This window comes from Patulibacter defluvii (genome assembly GCF_034096925.1).
GTDB classification, from domain to species: domain Bacteria; phylum Actinomycetota; class Thermoleophilia; order Solirubrobacterales; family Solirubrobacteraceae; genus Patulibacter; species Patulibacter defluvii.
Map to the genome: position 1 here is coordinate 16,194 of NZ_JAWZSQ010000020.1, position 22,568 is coordinate 38,761.

General features: G+C 76.8%; 20 protein-coding genes. 8 read left to right on the plus strand and 12 right to left on the minus strand.

Features of this window, described 5'->3' with window-relative positions; translation table 11 throughout:
• Positions 1-58 precede the first annotated feature (58 nt).
• Together SH587_RS18150 and SH587_RS18155 are read left to right on the plus strand one after the other, a co-directional pair.
• Positions 59-1,948: a protein-arginine deiminase family protein gene (locus tag SH587_RS18150; RefSeq protein ID WP_320672060.1), complete on the plus strand. Its 1,890-nt coding sequence runs from the start codon at positions 59-61 to the stop codon at positions 1,946-1,948.
• Between the two features lie 72 nt (positions 1,949-2,020).
• Entirely contained in the window at positions 2,021-2,179 is a 159-nt protein-coding gene (locus SH587_RS18155; RefSeq protein ID WP_320672061.1) for a hypothetical protein, read from the plus strand.
• Between the two features lie 5 nt (positions 2,180-2,184).
• On the opposite strand, the gene SH587_RS18160 is transcribed toward SH587_RS18155, so the two are convergent.
• Positions 2,185-2,736: a TetR/AcrR family transcriptional regulator gene (locus tag SH587_RS18160; protein ID WP_320672062.1), complete on the minus strand. Its 552-nt coding sequence runs from the start codon at positions 2,734-2,736 to the stop codon at positions 2,185-2,187.
• Positions 2,737-2,971: 235 nt separating this feature from the next.
• Here SH587_RS18160 and SH587_RS18165 point away from each other — a divergent pair, with 235 nt between their 5' ends.
• Entirely contained in the window at positions 2,972-4,615 is a 1,644-nt protein-coding gene (locus tag SH587_RS18165; RefSeq protein WP_320672063.1) for a phytoene desaturase family protein, read from the plus strand.
• Here the strand turns inward: SH587_RS18165 and SH587_RS18170 are convergent.
• From SH587_RS18170 to SH587_RS18190, 5 genes are all read right to left on the minus strand, one after another.
• Complete coding sequence (locus SH587_RS18170) at positions 4,569-6,581, minus strand: glycoside hydrolase family 26 protein (RefSeq protein ID WP_320672064.1); 2,013 nt, start codon at positions 6,579-6,581, stop codon at positions 4,569-4,571. The two genes, SH587_RS18165 and SH587_RS18170, sit on opposite strands and share 47 nt — an antisense overlap.
• Positions 6,578-8,500, minus strand: a complete 1,923-nt coding sequence (locus tag SH587_RS18175) for a glycosyltransferase family 2 protein (RefSeq protein WP_320672065.1) — start codon at positions 8,498-8,500, stop codon at positions 6,578-6,580. Before SH587_RS18175 ends, SH587_RS18170 begins: the two co-directional genes overlap by 4 nt.
• A gap of 132 nt (positions 8,501-8,632) precedes the next feature.
• Positions 8,633-9,508, minus strand: a complete 876-nt coding sequence (locus SH587_RS18180) for a hypothetical protein (RefSeq protein ID WP_320672066.1) — start codon at positions 9,506-9,508, stop codon at positions 8,633-8,635.
• Complete coding sequence (locus SH587_RS18185; RefSeq protein ID WP_320672067.1) at positions 9,498-10,310, minus strand: GNAT family protein; 813 nt, start codon at positions 10,308-10,310, stop codon at positions 9,498-9,500. The genes SH587_RS18180 and SH587_RS18185 overlap by 11 nt, the downstream gene beginning before the upstream one ends.
• Positions 10,311-10,326: 16 nt before the next feature.
• A complete protein-coding gene (locus tag SH587_RS18190) occupies positions 10,327-11,244 on the minus strand; it encodes a TauD/TfdA dioxygenase family protein (protein WP_320672068.1) in 918 nt (305 codons plus the stop codon).
• Positions 11,245-11,401: 157 nt separating this feature from the next.
• On the opposite strand from SH587_RS18190, the gene SH587_RS18195 reads away from it, so the two are divergent.
• From SH587_RS18195 to SH587_RS18210, 4 genes are all read left to right on the plus strand, one after another.
• A complete protein-coding gene (locus tag SH587_RS18195; RefSeq protein WP_375341787.1) occupies positions 11,402-12,049 on the plus strand; it encodes a response regulator transcription factor in 648 nt (215 codons plus the stop codon).
• A gap of 152 nt (positions 12,050-12,201) precedes the next feature.
• Positions 12,202-12,879 (plus strand): MBL fold metallo-hydrolase, encoded by a 678-nt coding sequence (locus SH587_RS18200; RefSeq protein WP_320672070.1) that lies wholly within the window; start codon positions 12,202-12,204, stop codon positions 12,877-12,879.
• A gap of 41 nt (positions 12,880-12,920) precedes the next feature.
• Entirely contained in the window at positions 12,921-13,637 is a 717-nt protein-coding gene (locus SH587_RS18205; RefSeq protein WP_320672071.1) for a class I SAM-dependent methyltransferase, read from the plus strand.
• Positions 13,627-16,170: an AAA family ATPase gene (locus tag SH587_RS18210; RefSeq protein WP_320672072.1), complete on the plus strand. Its 2,544-nt coding sequence runs from the start codon at positions 13,627-13,629 to the stop codon at positions 16,168-16,170. The genes SH587_RS18205 and SH587_RS18210 overlap by 11 nt, the downstream gene beginning before the upstream one ends.
• On the opposite strand, the gene SH587_RS18215 is transcribed toward SH587_RS18210, so the two are convergent.
• Genes SH587_RS18215 through SH587_RS18230 form a run of 4 tightly spaced genes read right to left on the minus strand, consistent with a single transcriptional unit; the run spans position 16,135 to position 19,190 of the window.
• Positions 16,135-16,503 (minus strand): iron-sulfur cluster assembly scaffold protein, encoded by a 369-nt coding sequence (locus tag SH587_RS18215; RefSeq protein ID WP_320672073.1) that lies wholly within the window; start codon positions 16,501-16,503, stop codon positions 16,135-16,137. The two genes, SH587_RS18210 and SH587_RS18215, sit on opposite strands and share 36 nt — an antisense overlap.
• Before the next feature lies 1 nt (position 16,504).
• Entirely contained in the window at positions 16,505-17,728 is a 1,224-nt protein-coding gene (locus tag SH587_RS18220) for an aminotransferase class V-fold PLP-dependent enzyme (protein WP_320672074.1), read from the minus strand.
• On the minus strand, positions 17,725-17,952 hold the full coding sequence (locus SH587_RS18225) for a sulfurtransferase TusA family protein (RefSeq protein WP_320672075.1): 228 nt from the start codon (positions 17,950-17,952) through the stop codon (positions 17,725-17,727). Before SH587_RS18225 ends, SH587_RS18220 begins: the two co-directional genes overlap by 4 nt.
• The gene (locus tag SH587_RS18230) at positions 17,949-19,190 is read right to left on the minus strand and encodes a phenylacetate--CoA ligase family protein (RefSeq protein ID WP_320672076.1); all 1,242 of its coding nucleotides are present in this window, start codon (positions 19,188-19,190) and stop codon (positions 17,949-17,951) included. The genes SH587_RS18225 and SH587_RS18230 overlap by 4 nt, the downstream gene beginning before the upstream one ends.
• Before the next feature lie 145 nt (positions 19,191-19,335).
• Here SH587_RS18230 and SH587_RS18235 point away from each other — a divergent pair, with 145 nt between their 5' ends.
• Complete coding sequence (locus SH587_RS18235) at positions 19,336-20,964, plus strand: hypothetical protein (RefSeq protein WP_320672077.1); 1,629 nt, start codon at positions 19,336-19,338, stop codon at positions 20,962-20,964.
• Positions 20,965-21,022: 58 nt separating this feature from the next.
• On the opposite strand, the gene SH587_RS18240 is transcribed toward SH587_RS18235, so the two are convergent.
• Positions 21,023-21,337 carry a hypothetical protein gene (locus SH587_RS18240; RefSeq protein WP_320672078.1) on the minus strand — a complete coding sequence of 105 codons (315 nt, stop codon included), beginning with the start codon at positions 21,335-21,337 and terminating at the stop codon, positions 21,023-21,025.
• Positions 21,338-21,465: 128 nt separating this feature from the next.
• The gene (locus SH587_RS18245; protein WP_320672079.1) at positions 21,466-22,566 is read right to left on the minus strand and encodes a sensor histidine kinase; all 1,101 of its coding nucleotides are present in this window, start codon (positions 22,564-22,566) and stop codon (positions 21,466-21,468) included.
• Positions 22,567-22,568: the final 2 nt, after the last annotated feature.

A 22,568-nucleotide genomic window follows, 5' to 3' on the forward strand; every position in this document is an offset into this window, starting at 1 on the left:
CGCCGCCGGCGGCGATGGGGCAGGCGTGATCGCTCGACCCCGGAACCCCAGGCGGCTCGTGCCCGCCGCCCTCCTCCTCGCCCTCGCCGCCCCGCCGGGCGCGGCCGCCGCCCCGATCGCGGCGCTGCGGGGCGACGCCGACCGCGACGGTCGGATCGACGTCGCCGGCGACCGTGACCTGGCCGCCCAGCGGACCGGGACCGTCGCGGCCGGCGTGCTCGTGCTGCCGAACGTCGACGACGACAGCGGTCGCTGCGCGGCGGAGCTGGCGAAGATCGTCGAGAAGCCGTTCACGCCGGTGGCGGCCGCTGCCTGCCGCGACGGCGCCGACGACGTCGTCAACGGCGACCGCGACGCGCTCGACCTGGCCGAGCTGCGGGTGCTGCCCTGGGCCGACGCCCCCGGCGACGCCAGCGGCAGCGTCCGGATCACGAGCGGCCAGCAGCACGCACGGCTGTTCCGCCGCGACGGCGGTCGCTGGTCGCCGGCGGCGGAGCTGTCGGCGGCCGACCTGCGGGCGGGGGTCGTGCTCGGGCTCGAGGCGACCGCGATCGCCGGCGACGGCGGCTGGGACGGGCGGATCGAGGTCGCGCTCGAGGTCCGGGCCGGCGGCCAGGCGGCGAGCGACCAGCTGGCGGCCCACGTCGCCCCCGTGCTGCTGGTGCCGCAGACCGCCCCGGCCCGCACGCTGTTCGCCAACGCGCCGGAGAGCCGGCGCCAGATCGACGCCTACCACCGCGAGTCCCGCGCGCAGGTCGGCCGCACGATCAAGTTCCTGAAGACGACCAAGCGCAAGGACGTGCCGAACTTCCTGCGCCGCTACCACCGCGATCCCGAGAGCTACCGCGCGGTCGGCCTGCGCCAGGCGAGCAACACGCGGTCGCTGAGCCTGGCCGCGCGCACGTTCGACCGCCGGCTGAAGGCCGCGGTCGCGGCGGTCGGGCTCGGTCGGCAGCTCGTCACCGACGCGGACACCTGGGCCTTCGCGCAGGACCAGTTCGAGCCCGCCTACGCCGCGGTCCCCGGTCCCGACGGCAGCCGCGTGATGCGCGTCGCGCTGCGGTCGACCGGGTTCGCCGACGAGCGGGCGGCCGACCTGACGCGCCACGGCGACAGCGCTTGGCTGCTGCGGACCCTCCGCGGAGCCGACTCCGGCGTCGTGCTCGGAGGCTCCGCGAAGAGCCCGTGGGAGATGGACGGCGGCCTCGAGGCGACGCCGCCGGTGCCCGGCGCGCCCCACGGCAAGGTCCTGGTCAGCGGCTCCGAGGCCGCGCGAGCGGCCACGGTGATCACGGCCCAGGGCGCCCAGCCGGCGATCACCGTCGACACCGGCTGGCTGCAGGTCGGCCACGTCGACGAGCTGTTCGCGTTCGTCCCGGCCGCGACGGCGCGCGGCTGGGCGCTGGTGGCCGCCGACCCGGCCGGGGCGCTGCGGCGGCTGCGGAAGCTGTCGGCGCGCGAGCGGCGGCGGGCCCGGGTGGTCGGCTCGGCCGACCGCTACGACGATCAGGCCCGCAAGCTGCCCTCTCCGACGGTCGCCGCGCTGCTGCGCTCGAAGGTCGCCGACCAGAGCGCCACCGCGGCCCGCCGGATCGACGCCCAGCTGGCCGTCCTGCGGCGCGAGCTGGGCCTGACCGACGCCGACGTCGTCCGCGTGCCGGTGCTGTTCGGCATCGCCCAGGACGCGCGCCGGCAGATCGCCTGGACCGGCAACGTCGCCAACGGCCTGGCCCCGGGCGGCCGGACCTTCCTGGCCGCCACGCCGCACGGCCCGGTCGTCGGCGGCCGCGACCTCTTCGCCGACGACGCCGCGGCGGCGCTGAAGGCGAAGGGCATCAGCGTCCGCTGGGTCGACACCTGGCCGTCGCCGCACGTGCGGCAGGGCGAGGTCCACTGCTTCACCAACGCCCTCCGCGACCTCGGCGACGGCGCCTGGTGGCGCCGCTGAGCCCCTCACCACGCTGGACATCCGACCAGTCCATCCTTGACAGATGGATAGTTCGTTCCCTACGGTCGGCGCATGGGCTTCGCGATCGCGGCACACGTCTCCGGCCTTCCCGTCGAGGAGACGCTGGCCGCCTTCGCTCCCGCGTTGACCGTCGGGATCGGCGTGCTGGGGATGGCGGCGCGGCAGCGGATCGGCCTCGCGCTGCGACGGCTGCGGCGGTCGCCGCGCTGACCGGCTCAGTCGTCGCCGGAGGCCCGCAGCACCAGCCGCTGGAGCGCGGCGACGCCGGCCCGCGTGGCCTCGATGTCGCCGTAGAGCAGGTACTGGAGCGAGAGGCCGTCGATCGCGGCGAAGACGACGTTGGCCAGCGCCGGGTCGCCCTCGACCCCGAAGCGGTCGAGCGAATCGCGGACGGCGGCGATGAAGCCGTCGTAGCTGCGCCGCACGTCCGGCGCCAGCTGCGGCCGGCGGGCGGCCGCGAGTACCAGCTCGTAGGAGAACATCGCCTCTTCCGGGAAGCGCTCCATCAGCTCCGGCAGCGATGACGCGAAGGCCGCGGGATCGTCGACCTCGGGCGCGATCCGGGAGACGCTGGTCGAGTGCTCGGCGGCCCACTGCAGCGCCTCGCGGACCATCGTGTCGCGGTCGCCGAAGTGGTACGAGGCGAGCCCGGCCGTGACCCCCGCCTCGCGTGCGACCGCGCGGAAGGTCACGCCGTCGAGGCCGTCGCGGGCGACGACGGCCACCAGCGCGCGGCAGAGCGCCTCGCGTCCGGCCCCCCGTCGCACGGTCCGTGGAGCTGATTCGTCGCGCTTCGCCACGTCCTCCACGGTAGCGACCCCCGCGCGCGTGGTCGATCGCGCGCGCCTCCCTCCCGCCGGCCACTTGACACTCGTCCAGCAGCCTGGTGGGGTGACGCCCGGCTGGGTCCGCAACCACCGGTGACGAACGTGAACCTCCCCCTGCAGCAGCCGACCCTCGAACCGCCTGTGCATGCCGCCGGGCGGGCGGCGGGAGGCGCCGATGCCGGCTGAGCGGAGCGCCGACGTCGTGGTCGTCGGCGGCGGCCACAACGGGCTGGTGGCCGCGATCGAGCTGGCCGCGGCCGGCCTCGACGTGGTCCTCGTCGAGCGCGACGAGCGGGTCGGCGGCGCCTGCAAGCACGGCGAGCCGACCGCCCCGGGCTACGTCCACGACCTCTACGCCACCAACCAGAACCTGTTCCTCGCCTCGCCGCTCTTCCAGCAGCGAGCCGCCGACCTGGAGCGGCACGGGCTGACCTTCGCCACCACCGACCGGCCGTTCGCCAACGTCTTCCCCGGCGAGCGCTCGCTGCGGGTCTACCAGGACACCGCCCGCACGCTCGAACTGCTGCGCGAGCACTCGCCCGGCGACGCCGACGGCTGGGAGCGGCTGTCGGCCCAGTTCGGACGCTTCTCCGAGCTGCTGTTCTCGCTCTACGGCAGCGAGCTGCCCTCGCGCGAGGCGGCCGGGCACCTCGCCCGCGCGCTCCGCCGCCACGGGCCGCGCGGCCTCGGCGAGCTGGGCTCGCTGCTGCTCTCCTCGACCCGCGAGCTGGCCGAGGACTACTTCGCCACCGAGGAGGCGCGGGCGCTGATCGCCCCCTGGGGCATGCACCTGGACTTCGGCCCCGACGTCTCCGGCGGGGCGATGTTCCCGTTCCTGGAGACCTTCGCCGACCAGGCCAACGGGATGTCGGTCGCGCGCGGCGGCGCCGGCCGGATGCCGGAGGCGCTAGCCGGGCTGCTGGGCGACGTCGGCGGCGAGCTGCGGACCGGCGACGGGGTGGTCCGGATCGCGGTCGACGAGGGCCGCGCCGCGGGCGTGACGCTGGCCAGCGGCGACCGGATCCGCGCGCGGGTCGCGGTGGTGGCCAACCTGGCGCCGCCGCTGGTCTTCGGCCCGCTGGTCGACGGGCCCTCCCCCACCTACCGCTACGGGCCGGCGACGATGGTCGTCCACGTCGCCCTCCGCGAGCCGCTGCGATGGCTCGGCGGCGACGACCTGCACCGCTTCGGCTACGTCCACATCGGTCCCTACGTCGACGACATGGGCCTGGCCTACGCCGAGGCCCAGGCCGGGCTGCTGCCGCGGGCGCCGCTGCTGGTCGTCGGCCAGACCTCGGCGATCGACCCGACCCGGGTGCCCGAGGGCGCGGCCTCGCTCTGGATCCAGGTGCGGGTGCTGCCGCGGACGATCCGCGGCGACGCCGCCGGCACGATCGACGCCCGCGACTGGGCGACGGCCAAGGCCCCCTACGCCGAGCGCGTGCTCGACCTGATCGAGGGCTACGCGCCCGGCCTCCGCGACCGGATCGTCGCGACCGCGGTCACCGGTCCCGACGACCTCGAGCGCGAGGTCCCGACGCTGGTCGGTGGCGACTCGCTCGGCGGCAGCCACCACCTGAACCAGGGCTTCCTGCTGCGGCCGGCGCCCGGCTGGTCGCGCTACGCCACGCCGCTGCCGGGGCTGTTCCTGTGCGGCTCCTCGACCTGGCCCGGCGCCGGGCTCAACGCGGTCTCGGGCACGCTCGCCGCGCGCGCGGTGCTGCGCGCGACGGCGTCGCCGATCGAGCGGCTGCGGGACGGCCGCTGGCCGTTCAGCCGCAGCTCGCTCCCCGGGTCCCGAAGGCGTCGGCCGACGTGATCCGCCAGCGTGGGTCGACGCGCTGGAAGAGCGTCGGCCCGCGATCGCGCGAGAGCGAGTAGTAGACCCGGCCGCGGGCGGCGCCGAGACCGTCGACGTCGACCGTCGTGCCGCCGGCGGTCGCGTCGAGGAACCCGACGTCCTCCTCGCAGGGGGCGCGCGGCAGCAGCCGGATCCGCTGGAAGCCCTCGCCGACCACGCCCGCGCGGGGGTAGGTCCAGCGCAGGTAGACGCTGTCGCCGCCGAGCTCGACCTCGGGCACCGCGAACCGCACCCGCGGGCTGTTGTCGCGCCGCAGCAGCACGAAGCCGCGGCGACCGTCGGTGCGGCTGGCGTGGACGACCGTCACCGACGCGCCGGGCTCGCGCGCGACCGGCTGGTACTCGACCCAGACGAACGAGCGGCCCTCGAGGTCGAGCGCGCCGCCCTTGACCGCGCCGCTCGCGACCCGCAGCGCCAGCCGCCCGCCGGCGACCGCGAAGACGCCGTCGCCGCCGCGGCAGGCGCCGGGCGGACCGCCCAGCAGCGCCAGCGTCGTCGCCCGCCAGGTCGCCCAGGCCTGCGCCGCGCAGGCCCCCGACGGCAGCTCCTCGACCAGCGGCACCGGCCGCGCGCCGCCGTGGTCGAGCCCCAGCCGCAGCAGCGAGCAGCGGCGCTCGTCGCAGCGCCGGTAGACGACCGCGATCCCGCCGTCGGGACCGCGCCCCAGGTCGGGCAGCGGCGGCCGGGTCGAGGCGATCGGGTCGACGGCGACGAGGCCGCCGTTCTGGACCCGCACCACCCGGTAGCGATCGTCGAGCGTCCGCACGACCCCGACGACGACCTCGCCGAGCGCGTCGACCTGCTCGACGATCCCCGGCGCCAGCACCCGGTCGTGGGTGGCGGTCGGGGTCGTCGTGCCGACCCCGCCGGGGGTCACGAAGCGGGCGGCGCGCTGGCCGTAGCGGCGCGACCGCAGTCCCGCGGCGAAGGCGGCCCGGGCCCGCTCGGAGCTGTCGACCCGCCAGTCGGAGCGCTTGTTCAGCTGGAACCAGATCAGCGCGTCGATCGCCGGGGTCCGGGAGAGGAAGCGGAACATGTCGGCGATCCAGGCGGCCTTGTCGCCGCCCTGCTCGGCGACGCCGACCTCGCTGATCTCGATCGGCTTCTCCGGCGCCAGCGCGTGCAGCTCGTCGAGCGCCGGGCCGAACAGCGCGGAGAACGGGCGCCAGGGCCGGAACCGCAGCTGGATCCCGCCGACGAAGCCCGACAGCCCGAGCCGGTCGACGTAGCGCGACCCCGGATACTCGCTCTCCTTGATCGCCAGCGCCACGGGGCTCCAGACCCACTCGACGTTGGTGGCGCCCTCGCTGTGGAAGATGCTCCAGACGTGCCGCCAGGCGCGAACGTACTCGCCCGAGCGGTTGCCGTTGAAGACCTCCGACCACGGATACCAGTTGCCGTTCATCTCGTGCGCGAAGCGCAGCCGCACCGGTCCGCCGTAGGCGGCCAGGTCGCGGGCCCAGCGGCGGATCAGCGGGTCGTAGCGGCCGCCGATGATCTCGCGCAGGCGGTAGGCGGGCTGCGGCGTCCGCAGCGGCTTGCTGCTGTCCCACGGCTCCCAGGTGATCTCCGGCAGGCTGCCGCGGGCGGCGATCCGGCGCAGCTGGCCGAGGTCGGGCCGCGCGACGTGGGCCCAGTCGGCGAACCAGAGCACGACGCTGACGTGCTTCTCGGCCGCGCGCTCGAAGCGGTCGACCGAGCGCAGCGCCGCGTCGTCCCACGGCTGGAACGAGTTGCGGGCCAGCTCGGTGGTGGTGACCCCGAGCATCACCTGCGCGACCGGCGACGGCGCGACCGGCAGCGCCGGCGGGCCCTCGTCGCCGTCGCGCTCGACCTGCAGCACCAGCAGCACGGCGATCGCCAGCAGCAGCGCGGCGGGGGCCAGCGCCATCCGCCAGCGGCGCGGACGCGGTTCGTCGCTCATCCGACCGCCGCCGCGATCGCGCCCCACAGGTGGACGGCGGTCGCGACCAGGGCCACGGTCAGCGCCGCCGCCAGCAGCAGGATCCCGCCGTGGGCGAGCAGCGCGTCGCGGCGGCCCGCGCCGCGGCGGGCCAGGCCGCGGACCTCGCCGCCGAGCGACACCAGCAGCGCGACCAGCGGCACCAGCGCATTCAGCAGCACCAGCACCACGTAGGAGTCGGCGGTCGCCGTGCGGCCGCTGAGGTCGGCTGCCCAGGCGACGGCGAGCGGGATCGCCACCAGCGCCGCCGTCGGCCCGAAGACGACGGCGGTCCGGGTCCGCGGCAGGCTGCCGCCGGTCCGGCCGCGCTTGGGGGTGATCATGTAGGAGTGCTCGGTCCGCAGCAGGACGCTGACCAGCGCCCACAGTACGACCGGCCAGCGAGCGACCATCAGCACCGCCCCGCGCCAGGTCATCCCGACCCCGGCCGGCTGGAACCACGGCCGCGCGAAGCACCACATCAGGAACCCGGTCAGCGAGACCGGCAGGAAGTAGGTGACGTAGTCGGCCAGCTCGGCGACGGCGATCCGCTGCTCGCTCAGCAGCGCCACCGACGGCGCCAGCCAGAGCAGCAGCAGCGTGGTCGACCAGAGCAGGTACCAGGTCTGCGCGAAGAGGAACTGGACCGCCTGCGCCGGGCTGTAGCGGCGCAGCAGCCGCGGCGTCCAGCGCAGCAGCACGGTGATCATCGAGTGGGCCCAGGCGAACTGCTGGCGCAGGTAGGTGCCCAGCTCCTCGGGGCCGTCGCCGGTCGCGATCTGCTCCGGCACGTAGACCCCGCGGTAGCCGTGCGCGGCCAGCACCACCGTGTCGAGGTGGTCCTCGGCCCGGGTCGGCTGGAAGCCGCCGATCCGGCGCACCGCGTCGGTCCGGTAGCTGGTGTGGGAGCCGACGATGAAGGGCGTCCCCGAGTGGCCGTAGAAGCCCATCTGGAGCGGGCCCTGGAGCACGATCTCGTGCTCGGCCAGGCCGCGGGCGGTCCAGCTGTCGAGGTTGCCGCAGACGCTCGGGGCCTGGACCCAGGCGACCTCGGGGTCGTCGAAGTGGCCGAGCACCCGGTCCAGGTACTCCGGCAGCGGCCGGTGGTCGACGTCGAGCTGGACGAAGACGTCGTACTCCTCCCCCAGCTCGGCGACGTGGCTGAGCCAGGCGTTGACGTTGCCGGCCTTGGTCTTGCGCTGGTGGGGCGGGCCGGGCTGGTTCCAGCGCTCGATCCCGGCGCGGGTGAAGTAGCGGACGCCGTGGTGCTCGGCGAGGTCGCGGACGACCACCGAGCCGCCCTCGTCGAGGATCCAGCTGTCGTGCGGGTGCTCGACCGCGCGCAGCGCCCGCAGCTGGGCCTCGATCACCTCGGTCGACTCGACCGCCGGCACGCAGAGGGTGATCATCGCCACCCGCAGCCCGGGCGGCGCGGGCCGCTCGGGCGGGCGCTTGATCCGGCCGACGAAGAACCAGAAGACCGAGGGCAGCACGACCGCCTGGTAGGCCAGCGCGGCGCTGACCGTGGCGGCCAGGGCCGGGGCGCCGTCGGCCGCGTGCGGCAGCCACCAGCGCCAGAACTGGACGTTGACCACGACCCAGAGCAGCAGCAGCGCCAGGTAGCCGATCCGGCGGCGGCGGAAGCGCGGCCGCGGACGCCCCGGACCGGCCGGGCGGCCTGAACCGGGCGGCGCGGTCGGGGTCGGGGCCGGGGCCGAGGTCGAGGTCGAGCCCGGGGCGAACGGCGGGGTCGACGCCGGGGCGCCGACGGCGACCGGAGCCGGCCCCGAACCGCCGGCGCGGGCGACCGCGAAGCGGGCGATCGTCGCGCGCCGCCGCCGGAGCAGGTCCCGCGTGGCGCGCGCGCTATGTCGTCCCCGCGTCCCAACTGACGCGGGCATACCCCCTCGCCGCACGGTCCGAGCCCCCCTCTGCGTGCGATCCGATGCCGCGGCGGGAGCTTCGACCCCCACCCGTCCGCGGCGTTCTGTCAACGAGAAGGGTAGCGCGCCGGCCGCGCGTCGTCGACGCCGTCAGCCGGCGGCCCGCAGCGGGCCGTGCCCGCCGTCCACCCCCCGTTCCCGCAGCGCGTCCAGGAGCGTCGCCAGCCGCTCCGTCAGGTGACCCTCGGCGGGCAGGCCGAGCTGGGCCAGGGCCCGGTCGGCCAGCGGCGCCAGGTGCCGCCGCATGCTCGAGCTGCGGCAGTGGCGCTCGATCTCCGCCCGGTCGGCCGCGAACGTCAACCGCGGCTGGTCGGGCAGCAGCGCGTACGGCGGGCAGCGCGGCCGGTCCGGGTCGAGCGCCCGGCCGGGCCAGGCGTAGGCCACCGCCATCCCGTCGCCGAAGATCTCGCGGTGGATCCGGTCGAAGTGCGGCTCGTCGCGCCCGGGACCGGCGCCGGTCGGATCGGCGCTCATGCTCCAGCCGACCTTGACCCCGGCCCCGTGGACCCGCCGTGCCCACTCGACGTCGGCCGCCTGGCGCGCGGCGTAGAGGTCGCCGCACGCCCGCCACGCCTGCTCCAGCAGCCGCGGGTAGCAGCGGTCGCCGATCTCCGACGCCAGCACCACCTCGTAGTCCTCGAGCTCGAACGCGGCCACCAGCGACCGCAGCTCGCCCGCGACCGTGCGGGCGCAGGCCGCCACCCGGCCGCGGGTCGCCTGCGCCCCGTAGAGCGCGTGGCGGTCCGCGATCAGGTGGACGACCCGCTCGGCGCCCCGCAGCTCGCGCTGGCGGGCCGCGACCAGCACCATCGCCAGCGCGTCCAGCGGCAGCCGGCCGACGCTGACGCCCTGCCGCGTCACCAGGCCGAAGCCCAGGTAGACCGCGGCGCAGTGGTCGTCGTCGCCCTCCGCGACCGACCGCACCAGCGGATCGGCCACGGCGGGCGGCGCCAGCTCAGTGGTCATCGCGCACCAGCGCCGGATAGTCGTGCTCGCGCGTCATCCCGATCCGCTCGGCGACCCGCTGGCTGGCCACCAGCTCGACGTCGCTGCTGCCGGTGACGTCGAACCCCGCCTCCGCCAGCTGCCGGGCCGCGATGTAGACGAGGTTGGTCGGGACGCCGCGGCGACGGTGCTCGGGCACGGTCGCGTGCCCCAGCTCGGCGCTGTGGGTCCCGACCACCGGGTGCATCCAGGTGATGATCCGGTCGCCCTCGACCGCGCAGAAGCCCAGGTCCGGCCCGGCCGCGAACGCCTCGGCCGACCCGTAGACCGCCAGCATCGTGTCGCCCAGCAGCGGCTGCTCCAGGTCCTCGGGCCGGATCGCGCGGACCTCGAAGCCGAGCGCGCGGACCGCGGCGATCCGCTCCCGCACGCCCTCCTCGGTCAGGTCGCGGGCCAGCGCCGCGCTGCGACCGCGGTACTGGCGACGGACCATCGCCCGGAACCCGGGCGGGGCCTCGCCCTCGCCGACGGTGGCGTCCGGCGGCAGGATCACCGTGACCCCGTCACGACGCTCCAGCAGCCGGCCGACCTCGGCCAGCACCCCGGCGTCGATCTGGCCGGTCAGGTAGCAGAACTTCGCCCCCACCTCGACCAGCCACGAGCTCGGCTCGCCGTCGACCGGGCCGATCGACCAGGTCCGGCCGGGGATCCGGCCGGCGCCGTGGGCCTCGACCCACGACGCGTTCGGATGGTGGGGCCCGAAGCGGGCCACGACCTCGGGCGAGGTCGCCCCGACGGTGCTGAGCAGCGTCGTCGTCGTCATCGGACGCTCCGGCCGCTCAGGCCCGCGCCACGGGGACGGCCTCGGGCACCCGCGCCCCGGCCACGCTCATCCGGAACATCAGCCGCTCCTCCGGGTAGTAGTCCGCGACCGGCAGGTGCTGGAGGCTGCGGTTGTCCCAGACCAGCAGGTCGCCCTCGCGCCAGACGTGGCGGTAGTGGAAGGCCGGGTTCTCGACGTGGTGGCGGAGGAAGCCGAGCAGGTTGGCGGCCTCGTCGTCGCTGAGGCCGACGATCCCGGTGGTGTGGGGCGCCGACATGAAGAGCGCCTTGCGGCCGGTCAGCGGGTGCTCGCGGATCAGCGGGTGGGCGACGGCGGTGTGCTGGGCGAAGTGCTCGTCGGGGTCGATCCCCTTCGCGCGCAGCGCCCGCTCCAGCATCGGGTTGCGGAACGCCTGCCGCATGTCGTGGACCCCCTGCAGCCCCTCCAGGAACCGCTGCATCGTCGGCGACAGCGCCTCGTAGGCGAGGTGCATGTTCGAGAACAGCGTGTCGCCCCCGACCTCGGGCGTGATCTTCGCGTAGAGGACCGTCGCGCTCGGCGGGTCGAGGAAGCCGATGTTGTCGCTGTGCCAGTGGTCGAGGCCCGGGCGGCGCTCGGCGCTGTTGTGGAGCGCCAGGCAGTCGGGGTGGCCCTCGAGCGCGAAGACCGACGTGTGGATCCGCATCTCGAGCGGGTTCTCGCCCGCGGCCGGGTCGAGCTCGCTGAAGATCGTCGCGAACCGCCGCTGGTCGTCGACGGTGATGTCCTGGCCGCGGACCACCAGCAGGTGGTGGTCGCGGAAGGCGCGGCGCGCCGTCTCCCGCTGTTCGTCGTCGATCTCACGAGCGAGGTCGACGCCGTCGAGCCGCGCGCCGAGCGCGAGGCTGACCCGCTCGACGGTGGTCGCTTCGGCGACGAGCTGATCGGTCGTCATGTCTTTCCCCCTGTGCTGCGATGGACACGAGTTCCTGGTGTGGCGCGAGGCTCGCAGCGGACGCCGGCGGCGGCAGTGCCAGTTCGGTCCCTCCTTCGTCCCGGGGTGCAACGTTCGGTCCGCTGGCGTGATCTGGCAGGCTCCCCCCGTGGCTGCCCTGCGCGTCCTGATCGCCGAGGACCAGGTGCTCCTGCGGTCGGGGCTGGCCCGGCTGCTGGAGGACGCGGGGCTCGAGGTCGTGGCCGAGGCGGGCGACGCCGACGAGCTGCGGCGCAAGGTCCGCGCGCACCGGCCCGACGTCGCGATCGTCGACGTCCAGATGCCGCCCGACCACGCCGACGACGGACTGCGGGCGGCGGTCGAGATCCGCCGCGAGCTGCCGGGCACGGCGGTGCTGGTGCTCTCGCAGTTCCTGGAAGAGCGCTACGCGACCGACCTGATCGGCGACGACGCGCACGGCGTCGGCTACCTGCTGAAGGACCGGATCATCGACGTCGAGTCGTTCGTCGACGCGGTCCGGCGGGTGGCGGCCGGCGGCTCGGCGCTCGACCCCGACGTGGTCGCCCGGATGGTCGGCCGCCAGCGGGTCGACGACCCGCTCGACGCCCTCACCCCGCGCGAGCGCGAGGTGCTGGCGCTGATGGCCGAGGGCCACTCCAACCGCGGGATCGCCGAGGCGCTCGGCGTCGGCGCCGCCGCGGTCGAGAAGCACACCACGCGGATCTTCCACAAGCTCGGGCTGACCGCGACCCCGACCGAGCACCGGCGGGTGATGGCGGTGCTGACGCTGTTGCGGGCCCGTTGACCGGGGGTCCGGCGGCGAGGGTTCGGGTTCGGGCCCAAAATCCACGGGATCGACCCTGAGGTCCGTGCCGGCGACCGGGCCTACGCTGCGGGCCGGATGTCGTCCCCCGCCCACCCGCTCCACTTGCCGGCCGTGCGCCGGTCCGCCGGCCGATGACGGTGCCGGTCGCCCCCGGCGTGCTCCAGCTGGCCGGCCGCCCGCGGAACGCGATCAACGTCTACCTGGTCGGCGACGTGCTGGTCGACGCCGGCACCCGCCACGCCCGCCGGCGGATCCTGCGCCAGCTCGCCGGCCGCCCGGTGCGGGCCCACGCCCTGACCCACGCCCACCCCGACCACCAGGGGTCGAGCCACGCGATCTGCGTCGAGCTGGGGCTGCCGTTCCTGGTCGGGGCCGGCGACGCCGACGCCGCCGAGACCCCCGGCGGGGTCGCGGCGCTGCAGGCGCCGGGCCTGGCCAACCGGCTGCAGCAGCGCTGGTGGACCGGCCCGCCGCACCCCGTCGACCGGCGGCTGCGCGAGGGCGACGAGCTGGCCGGGTTCGCAGTCCTGGAGACGCCCGGCCACAGTCCCGGCCACCTGGCCTTCTGGCGCGAGCAGGACCGGGTGCTGCTGCTCGGCGACGTGCTCAACCACGTCCACCCGCTGACCGGCCGGGTCGGCCTCCACGAGCCCCAGCCGATCCTGACCCCCGACCCGGTCCGCAACCGCGCCTCGATCCGGCGGCTCGCCGAGCTGCGGCCGCGGGTCGCCTGCTTCGGCCACGGGCCGGTCCTGCGCGACCCCGACGCGCTGCTGCGGTTCGCCGAGCGGCTGCCCGACGACCGCTGAGCCGGTCCGTCCCGTCCGTCCACCCGTCCCACCAGGAACCGATGTCCGCCACCCTCGCCGACGACCCGATCTGGACGTCCTTCGCCGCCAGCTACGACGACCTCGTCCCGCGCCTCGACTGCTTCTGGCGGATGGCCGCCAAGGCGGTCGACCACGTCGCCGGCCGCGCGACCGTGGTCGACGCCGGCTGCGGCACCGGGCTGCTGCTGCCCGAGCTGCTGCGGCACGGCGCGCGGCGGGTCGTCGGCTTCGACCCGAACCCGGCGATGCGGGCCCGGGCCGAGCGCCGCCGCGCGGCCCTCGCCCCCGGCGACCGCGTCCGCGTGACGCTGCTCGACGGCCGCGCCGAGCGGTTCCCCGACGCCGTGCCCGCGACCGTCGACGCGATCCTGCTGGTCAACGTGCTCTTCAACGTCGGCGACCCGGAGGCCGTCTTCGCCGCCTGCCGCGAGCGGCTCGCGCCCGGGGGTCGGCTGGTCGTGACCGGACCGCGCCAGGCGCCCGACCTGGACGGGCTGATCGAGCGCTCGCTGGTCGAGTGGAAGGAGCAGGGACGTGACGACGACGAGCACCGCGCGGCGATCGACCGCCACCTCGACGCCGCCCGTCGGATCGTCGCCGAGCCGGGGCACGTGCGGCGGCTGTTCGCGCCCGACGAGCTGGCCGAGCTGCTGCGGGAGCAGGGCTTCGCGCGCGTCGTCGCGGCCGACGGCGACGACTACTTCGGTCAGAACTTCCACGTCTGCGTTGAGCGCTGACCGCCCAGCGGCCCTGGTCGGCCGCGACGCGACGCTGCTGCGGCTGACCGAGCTGGTCGAGCGGACGGCCGGCGGCCTCAGCGCCGCCGCCGTGCTGACCGGCCCCTCGGGCTCCGGTCGCACCACGATCCTGGAGCTGGTCGCCGCCCGCGCCCGCCGCAGCGGCCTGCACGTGATCGCCCTCCGCGGCAGCAGCGGCCGGCCCGAGCCGTCCGGCTCCGCCCTCGCCGATCTCGTCGGTCCGCTGATGCACCTGGCCCAGGAGCTGGGCCCCGGCCACCAGCTGCTGCTGCGGCGGCTGACCGGCGGCCACGGGGTCGCGGCGTCGGCGCTGCTGCGGGCGGCGACGGCGGTCCACGCGCTGCTCGGCCGGGCGGCCGAGCGGCGGCCGCTGGCGCTGCTGGTCGACGACGCCGACCGGCTCGACCGCGCCTCGCTCGACGTCCTGCACCTGATCGGCCGCCGGCTGCTGGCCGAGCCGGCCCTGCTGGTGCTGGCCTCGCCGGCCGAGGCGCCGGCCGAGTTCGAGCGGATCGCGCTGGAGCCGCTGGCCGACGACGATGCCGTCGCGCTGCTGGCCGGCCTGCGCCCGGACCTCGCGCCCGGGGTCGCCCGCCGGATCGTCCGCGCGGCCGCCGGCCAGCCGCGCGAGCTGCGGGCGATCAGCGGCGACCTCGGCGAGGCCCAGGCCCACGGCCGGGCGCCGCTGCCGCTGCGGCCGGTCAGCGCCCACCGGGTCGCCGCGCTGCGGGCGCTGCTGGCCGAGGCCAGCCCCGCCGAGCGGACGCTGTGGACGACGCTGGCGGCCAGCGTCCCCGGCCCGCGCGACGCCGAGGCACTGGTGTCGTGGGTGCTGCGCGACGGGGCCGGGGCCGACCCGGGTCTGCGTCCCGGGCTGCTGGTCCACGACGACGACGGGCCGCGCTTCGCCTGCCCGCTCGACGCCCACGCCGTCCACGCCGCCTGCACCCCGACCGAGCGGCTGCTGGCCCACCGGCGGCTGGCCGCGATCTACCGCGACCAGCGGGCTCGGCTCTGGCAGCAGGCGCAGGCCGCCCCACGCGGCGCCGAGTCGCTGGCCGTCGCGCTCGAGCTGGCCGCGGTCGGGGCGCTCGGCGACGGCGCGCTGGCCGACGCCGAGCTGCTGGCCGCACGGGCGCTGGAGCTGACCACCCCCGACCGCCCGCGCCGCCGCCGCGCGCGGCTCCACGCCCGCTGCCTGGACGCCGTCGGCCGGCCGCTCGACGCGCTCGCCGTGCTCGACCTTGCCGGCGACCGCGACGGTGACGGGCGCGGGGTCCGCGAGCTGCGCGCCCGCGGCACGATCCGGGCCGCCGACCCGGTCGTCGGCGCCCGCCGGCTGGCGCCGCTGGCCGAGGCTCGCCGGACGCCGCGCGGGGCCCGGATCGAGCGCGAGCTGCGGGTCGCCGACGCGCTCGCCGGGCTGCCGGTCCCGCCCGGTCCCGAGACCGGTCCGGCCGAGGCGCTGGCCGCCGCCACCCACGCCGCCGCCGAGCAGGAGACCGCCGCCCGCGCGCTGCTCTCCGGCGCCGGTCCGGCGGTCCCGCTCGAGCGCGACGCGCCGATCGAGCTGGTGGCCCAGGCCACTCGCTCGCGGCTCGACGGCGACCTCCAGGCCGCCCGCGAGCAGCTGGTCGCGGCCGAGGCGGCGAGCGCCGACCAGCCGGTCCTCGCGGCCCACCTGGCGCTGCTGCTGCTGGAGATCCGGACCGTCGCCGGCCCACTGCCGGAGCCCGAGGAGTGCGACGCGCTCGCCAGCCGGCTGGCCGGCCACGGGATGACCGCGCTGCGCTGGCGGGTGCTCTGGGCCCACGGCCGGATCGCGCTGCTCGCCGGCTCCTGCGCCGAGGCCGGCGTGGTGCTCGACGATGCCGCGGCCGAGCGGCTGGCCAGCGGCGAGCCGCTGCCCGCGGCGCTGCTGCTCGACCGGGCCGAGGCCGCCGCCTGCGCCAACCAGCCGCCACCGCCGGTCGCCGTCGCCGAGCACGCCGGCAGCTGGGCCGCGGCCCACGCCGCGCTGGTCCGGGCCGAGAGCGCCGACGCGGTCGCCGCGGCCGCGCGCTGGTTCCTGGAGCGCCCGCCCGAGCGCGCCGGCTGGCGCGACGGCGCGGCGCTGGTCCACGCCGGCACCCGCCTGCGCCGGGCCCGGCGGCGGGCCGCGGCCCGCACCGTCCTGGTCCACGGCGAGCGGCTGCTGCGGGCCCGCGGCGCCTGGCCGTGGGCCGACCGCGCCGTCGAGGCGCTGGCCACGGTCGAGCGGCGACCGACCGCCGAGCGCAGCGGCCGGCCCGAGGCCCTGACCCCGAGCGAGCGCTGCACCGCCCGGCTCGCGGCCGACGGGCTCCGCAACCGCGAGATCGCCGGCCGCCTGGCCGTGGCCGAGAAGACCGTCGAGCAGCGGCTGACCGTGATCTACCGCAAGCTCGGCGTCCGCTCGCGGGTCGACCTGCGGGCCTCGCTCGACCGCGCCGGCGGATCAGCCCCCGGCCAGCGCCCGGCGCAGCGCCCGTAGGTGCAGCTCGGCGCAGCCGTGGCGGCCGGCCGACAGCCGGTCGCCGAGCAGGCCCTCGACCCAGCGGACGTCGAGGTCGTCGAGCTCGGCGGCCGCCATCCCGACCAGCGGCGCCGAGCAGAGCGACGCCGCGCCCTGCGAGATCGCGCAGCCCTGGCCGTCGAACCGCAGGTCCTCGATCCGCCCGTCCCGGACCCGCGCCGAGGCGCGGATCCAGTCGCCGCAGACCGGGCTGTGGACGGTCGCCTCGTGGGTCGCGTCGTCGAGCCGTCCGCGCCGCCGCGGCGCCCGCACGTGCTCGACGATCAGCGCCCGGTAGGCCTTGCGCTCCACGTCAGGCCACCGAGGTCCGCAGCAGCGCCAGCACGTCATCCAGCTCCCCCACCACCCGCTCGACGTCGGCCTCGCGGCTGTAGGGGCCGAAGCTGATCCGGACGCTGCCCTCGGGCAGGCCGAGCGCGGCGTGCAGCGGCTGGGCGCAGTGGAAGCCGCCGCGGACGCAGCAGCCGGCCTGACCGAGCAGGTCGGCGACGTCGTGGGGATGGGCGCCGTCGATCGCGAACGCGACCACGCCGGTCCGCCGGTCGAGGTCGTCCGAGCCGAGGATCCGGACCCCCTCGCGGGCGCCGAGCTCGCCGAGCGCGAGCGCGGTCAGCGTGCGGTCGTGGGCGCGGATCCGGGTCGGGCCGACGGCCTGCAGGTACTCGACCGCCGCCGCCAGCCCGCAGGCCTCGGCGATCGGCGGGGTGCCGGCCTCGAACCGCCACGGCGGGTCGCTCCAGACCACCTCGTCGGCGACCTGCTGGACCATCTCGCCGCCGAGCGCGTAGGGCGGCAGCGCGGCCAGCAGCGCCGGGTCGGCGTGGAGGACGCCGATCCCGGTCGGGCCGAGCGCCTTGTGCCCGCTCCAGCAGTAGACGTCGGCGGCCAGCGCCCGCAGGTCGACCGCCAGGTGGGCGACCGCCTGCGCCCCGTCGACGACCGTGCGGGCGCCGGCGGCGCGGCAGGCGGTGGCGATCCGCGCCACCGGGTTGATCGTCCCGAGCACGTTGCTGACGTGCGGGAAGGCCACCACCCGCACCCGGCCCGCGGCCAGCACGTCGGCCAGCCAGGCCTCGTCGAGCGCGCCCTCGGCGGTGACCGGCGCGACCAGCAGCCGCGCGCCCGCCTCCTCGGCCGCCCGCCGCCACGGCAGCAGGTTCGAGTGGTGCTCGGCGATCGAGACCACGACCACGTCGCCGGGCTGGAGCCAGGCCCGCCCGGCGCAGGCCGCGGCCAGGTTCAGCGCCTCGGTCGCGTTGCGGGTGAAGACGGTCCCGTCCGGATCGGCGCCGAGCGCGGCCGCGATCCGGCGGCGGGCGCCCTCGAAGGCCGCCGTCGCGCGCTCGGCCAGCGGGTAGAGCCCGCGGTGGACGTTGGCGCTGTCGCGCCGCAGGTGCTGCTCGACGGCGGCGATCACCGGCGCCGGCTTCAGCGCCGTCGCGCCGGAGTCCAGGTAGACCAGCTCCGGCTCGGCGGCGAAGATCGGGAAGTCCCCGCGGACGTCGAGCGCCGTCATGCCGCCCGGCTCACGACGAGCTCGATCCGTCCGTCGTGCTCGCGCTCGTGCAGCTCGAGCCGTTCGACCGCCGCCCAGGCGCCGAAGTCGACCGACGCCTCCGGGTCGGTCGCGATCACCGTCAGCGACTCGCCGGGCGCCAGCCCGCGCAGCGCCTGCTTGGCCCGCAGCAGCGGGATCGGGCAGCGCTCGCCCGAGGTGTCGAGGACCGTGCCGCCGGTCATCGGAAGCGGATCCGGTCGGCCTTGACGTCGCCGGCGATCGCCCGCGCCTCGTCGCTCGGGGCAGTGAACGCGACCCGCAGCACCCGCGCGGCCTCGGCCGCCGGCAGCGCGCCGATCGCCACCAGCCGCTCGCGGATCCTCCCCGCGGCATCGCCATCGGCCGGCTCCTCGCCCTCGACGGTCAGCGTCGCGCCGACCTCGGGCAGGCCGTTGTCGCGGACGTCGAGCCGCCAGTCGTGCAGCCGCTCGCCGACGACCGCGTCGACCGCCGCGTGCAGCTCCATCTCGTGCAGCGGGCGGCCACCGAGCCGCAGCTCGTTCTTGCGCCGCCCGAGCACCGACAGCCGCGGTCCGGGGCGGCCGCAGGGACAGGGGCTGCGGTGGACCTCGACCATGTCGCCGGTCCGGTAGCGGATCAGCGGCAGCAGCTCGCGGTCGAGGTCGCTGACCACGACCTCGCCGCGGACGCCGTCGGCGCAGGCGGAGACCGGGACCGGGCGGTCGCCGTCGCCCTCGGTCAGCAGCTCGACCACGACCTTGTCCATCAGGTGCATCGTGCGGTCGCCCTGCGGGCAGCTCATGGCGATCACGTCGGCCTCGACGCTGCCGTAGAGCAGCCGCACGTCGACATCCCAGTAGCGCCGCACCCGCCGCTCGACCGCCGGCGGCATCACGTCGCCGTAGAGGATCGCCGCGCGCACGTTCGGGAAGACCCGCGCGACCGGCCCGAAGGTCTGCTCGGTCATCTCGCCGATCAGCTCCAGCATCAGCGGCGTGCCGAAGAGGAAGGTCACCTCCTCGCCGCGGCCGGCGTCGAGGATCCGGTCGAAGTCGACGTAGGAGCTGTTGAGGACGGTCGCCCCCAGCCGCTCGCTGCCGGCGACGGTGGCCCACGCCGACAGCGAGGGCGGCGGCGAGGCCAGCGTCATCACCCGGTCCTCGGCCGTCAGCCCGGCGACCGCGAACGACCGACTCTCGTGCTCGATCTGGGCGTCGAGGTCGGCGCTGGTGAAGGGGATCTGCTTCGCCTGCCCCGAGGTGCCCGAGGTCTGGAAGTAGCAGCGCGGGCACTCGCCGAAGGTCGTCACCGTCTCCTCGACCGGGTGCGCGGTCGTCCAGCGGGCGAGGGCGTCGGGCGTCAGCAGGCCCGCGTCCTCGAACCGCTCGAGCCGGCCGTACAGCTCGTGCTCGAAGGGGAACTCGGTGCGTTGCGCGACGGGCAGCGGGGTCTCGCTCATGTGGGCCTCCGGGGTCGGGTTCGCGGTCCACGCTAGGCCGGCTCCCCTGGTCCGTCACCGGGGGTTTCCCGGCGCCGTCGTTGCCGGCGCCGGGAGCAGGGGAACCCCCCTTGCGAGGCCGCCGCCGCCCGGCCACGGTGCCCCGATGCCGATCCGGGAAGCGAGCGGGCGCGACGCCATCACCGAGCTGCTGGAGCGGGCCCGGGAGACCCACGCGCGGGCGCTGCTGACCGACGGCGCGGGAGGCCAGTGGCCGGTCGCCGTCGAGCGGCCCGACCCCCGGACCGTGCGGCTGGAGGCGGCCGCGCCGCTGCCGGCGCTGGTCGGCGAGCCGTGGCTGGAGCTGGTCCTGCCGGGCTCGTCGTGGCTGCTGCCGCTGGCCCTCCGGCGGGTGGCCGGGGACGCGGTCGAGGCGGCGCTGCCGGCCGTCGCCCGCGCCGCCTCGCCGGCCGCCGTTGGGGCCGACGCCGGCTGGACGCTGCGGACCGGGCGCGACGCCTGGCCGGTGGTGCGGGCCGACCTGGCGTCGCTGGTGGTGGTCGGCGACCCGCCGCCCGGGCCGCGGATCGACGCCACCCTGACCGCCGGCGCGACGACGCTGCCGCTGACGCTCGAGGTCGCCGCGCGGCTGCGCGGGCGGACGGTCCTGCGGCCGGCCGGAGCGCCGTACGCGTACCACGACCTGATCGCCCGGCGGACGTGGAGCCGGACCCGGCGGTCGGCGGCCAACGGGGCCGCCGTCTGGGACGTCTTCGCCGACAGCGGCCTGCTCGGCACCTTCGCCGACCCGACCGCGGCCGCCCGCCGCCGCGAGCGCTACGCCGCCGCCACCGCCCGGCTGGAGGCCGTCCCGCAGCTGGGCTTCAAGCTCGACTGGCTCGACGAGCAGCAGCAGCCGTTCGCCAGCGTCTCGTGCCTGAAGCTCCACGAGCGGGCCTGGTTCGGGCTCCACCTGGCCAAGCCGCAGGGCGACGCCGCCGACGGCACGCCCGGCAAGCGGGTGCTCGACGAGATCTTCGTCCAGTGGCACGAGCGGCTGGCCGCCGACCCGAGCGCCCGCTGGCTGGTCAACCTGCTGCGCGACCAGCCCGGCTTCCCGCAGGTGGCGGTCCGCGACGACCTCCGGCATCTGCAGGCCAGCGGCGGCACCTGCGAGGTCCGCAGCCGCGTGATCGAGGTCGCGATCGGCGCGCCCGACCCGGCGGCCGAGGCGGCGGTCCGGCGGCCGACCGCCGGCGAGCTGACGACGATCGCCGACGCGATCGCGGCGATCCGCCCGCACGGCTACCGCGAGGCGTTCGACCTGGTCGCCGAGCGGCTGGACGGGGCCGGGAGCGCGGCGGCGTGGGCGGCGGCCGGGCTCGACCGCGGCCGCGAGCTGTTCGTGCTGCCGGCCGCCGACGCCGGGCTCGACGGGGTGGCGGTGGCCGAGCGGCTGACTCCGGGCCTGCACCTCTACGACCTGCTCGACCTGACCCGCGTCTACGTCTTCGGCGGCGACGGCGAGCGGGTGCTGACCGCGCTGCTGGAGCGGGTCGCGCGCTGGTACCGCGACGCCGGCCGCGAGCGCTTCGTGCTGCTGGTCGACGACGACCTGGCGATCGACGAGCGGCGGCTGGCGACGCTCGGCCGCGACCTCGGCGAGGTCGACCAGGTGGTCCTCGACCTGCGGCTGGAGCCGGTCAACGTGGAAGGGCTGCGACGGCGGCTGGCCGTCGGCGACCGCACGCCGGTCGCGGCGGCGGCGAGGCCGGACGGCCCCGGTCCGCGGTGAGCGACCGCCACGGTCCGGGGCCGCCCGTCTCCGGCGTCGCCGGAGCGGGGCGACCGGATCAGGCCGAGGGGGCGGCGCCGGGCCAGGCGCCCTCGCGCTCGGCGCGCTCGCGCAGCTCGGGCGAGGCCTGGTCGGGCCAGACCCCGTAGCGGTCGAGGAAGCCGCGGGCGTCCTGCTCCTCGTCGCGCTCCTGCTCGCCCTTCAGGCCCATCCGGTACAAGCGGTCCGAGACGACCACGCCCAGCCCGCCGCCGAGCATCATCGCCGCGCCCTCGACGCCGATGATGTCGGGCCGCGCGACCACCATCACCGCGCCGACGACGAACATCAGGCCCGGGAGCCAGAAACGGACGATCTTGACGGTGGTGCTCACGGTCGACTCCAGTGCGGTCGAGGAGGGAAGGGCGGGACCCGGGAGAGGCCGGATCCCGCCCCGTGGACCGATCGTCTCGCGTCGCGCGCGGCGCCGGAAGAGGGTGACGCCGGACAGCGGTGGTCGGGCTAGCCGGACATCGCCGGCGGCAGCGGGACGACCGCCCGCAGCTCGCTGCCGCCGCCGTCGGCCGGCGCCACGGCCAGCGTCCCGCCGTGGGCCGCGACCCGGTCGCCGAGGCCCTGGAGCCCGCGGCCGGCGGCCGGATCGGCGCCGCCGCGGCCGTCGTCGGCGACCGTCACCAGCAGCCGCCCGTCGCGCTGCTCGACGTCGACCCGGGCCAGCGACGCGCCGGCGTGCTTGGTGACGTTCGCCAGCGCCTCGGCGATCACGAAGTAGGCGGTCGCCTCGACGGCGGCCGGCCAGCGGACGTCGGGGATCGTCGCCCGGACCGGCAGCGGCATCCGTCCGGTCAGCCCGTCGACGGCGGCGGCCAGCCCGCGGTTGGTGAGGATCGACGGGTGGATCCCGGCGGCCAGGTCGCGCAGCTCGGCCAGCGTCGCTCGCAGCTCGTCGAGCGCGGCGGCCAGCTGGGCGCGGGCCTCGTCGGGCCGCTCGTCGAGCGCGCTGATCCCCTGGCGGACCCCGAGCGCGACGTTCATCAGCCGCTGCTGGGCGCCGTCGTGGAGGTCGCGGCCGATCCGCCGCCGCTCGGCGTCGGCCGCCTCGACGATCCGGATCCGCGACCGCTCCAGCTCCTCGGCGCGGGCCCGCTCGACCGCGGCGGCGCGGGCGGTCCGCTCGCCGGCGCGGCGGTCGCTGACGTCGCGGAAGACGACCACCGCCCCGAGCCCGTCCGCGGTCGCGACCGGCGCCGACGAGTAGGAGACCGGGAACAGCTGGCCGTCGCGGCGGACGAACCAGTCCTCCCAGACCCGCACCACCTCGCCGGTCAGCCGCGGCCGCAGCAGCGGGCACTCGGCCTCGGGGAAGGGCCGGCCGTCGGGGCGGGTGTGGTGGATCGCCGCGTGGCTGGGGCGGCCGACCAGCTGCTCCTCCGGCCAGCCGAGCAGGTCGAGCGCGGCGGCGTTGGCGAAGCGGACGATCCCCTCGTGGTCGACCAGGTAGACGGCGTCGGCCAGGCTCTGGAGCAGCGCCCCGAGGACCGCCGGCGGGTCGGACCCGGCCAGCGTCGCCGGAGGGCCCTCCTCGCCGGCGCCGGCCGCCATCG

Excerpts from the sequence above, each read along its gene's own strand:
- SH587_RS18165 (WP_320672063.1), top strand. The coding sequence starts at position 2,972 with ATGCCGGCTGAGCGGAGCGCCGACGTCGTGGTCGTCGGCGGCGGCCAC.
- SH587_RS18190 (WP_320672068.1), bottom strand. The coding sequence starts at position 11,244 with ATGACGACCGATCAGCTCGTCGCCGAAGCGACCACCGTCGAGCGGGTC.
- SH587_RS18180 (WP_320672066.1), bottom strand. The coding sequence starts at position 9,508 with ATGACCACTGAGCTGGCGCCGCCCGCCGTGGCCGATCCGCTGGTGCGG.
- SH587_RS18205 (WP_320672071.1), top strand. The coding sequence starts at position 12,921 with ATGTCCGCCACCCTCGCCGACGACCCGATCTGGACGTCCTTCGCCGCC.
- SH587_RS18175 (WP_320672065.1), bottom strand. The coding sequence starts at position 8,500 with ATGCCCGCGTCAGTTGGGACGCGGGGACGACATAGCGCGCGCGCCACG.
- SH587_RS18235 (WP_320672077.1), top strand. The coding sequence starts at position 19,336 with ATGCCGATCCGGGAAGCGAGCGGGCGCGACGCCATCACCGAGCTGCTG.
- SH587_RS18185 (WP_320672067.1), bottom strand. The coding sequence starts at position 10,310 with ATGACGACGACGACGCTGCTCAGCACCGTCGGGGCGACCTCGCCCGAG.
- SH587_RS18230 (WP_320672076.1), bottom strand. The coding sequence starts at position 19,190 with ATGAGCGAGACCCCGCTGCCCGTCGCGCAACGCACCGAGTTCCCCTTC.
- SH587_RS18170 (WP_320672064.1), bottom strand. The coding sequence starts at position 6,581 with ATGAGCGACGAACCGCGTCCGCGCCGCTGGCGGATGGCGCTGGCCCCC.
- SH587_RS18200 (WP_320672070.1), top strand. The coding sequence starts at position 12,202 with ATGACGGTGCCGGTCGCCCCCGGCGTGCTCCAGCTGGCCGGCCGCCCG.
- SH587_RS18225 (WP_320672075.1), bottom strand. The coding sequence starts at position 17,952 with ATGACCGGCGGCACGGTCCTCGACACCTCGGGCGAGCGCTGCCCGATC.
- SH587_RS18155 (WP_320672061.1), top strand. The coding sequence starts at position 2,021 with ATGGGCTTCGCGATCGCGGCACACGTCTCCGGCCTTCCCGTCGAGGAG.
- SH587_RS18245 (WP_320672079.1), bottom strand. The coding sequence starts at position 22,566 with ATGGCGGCCGGCGCCGGCGAGGAGGGCCCTCCGGCGACGCTGGCCGGG.
- SH587_RS18220 (WP_320672074.1), bottom strand. The coding sequence starts at position 17,728 with ATGACGGCGCTCGACGTCCGCGGGGACTTCCCGATCTTCGCCGCCGAG.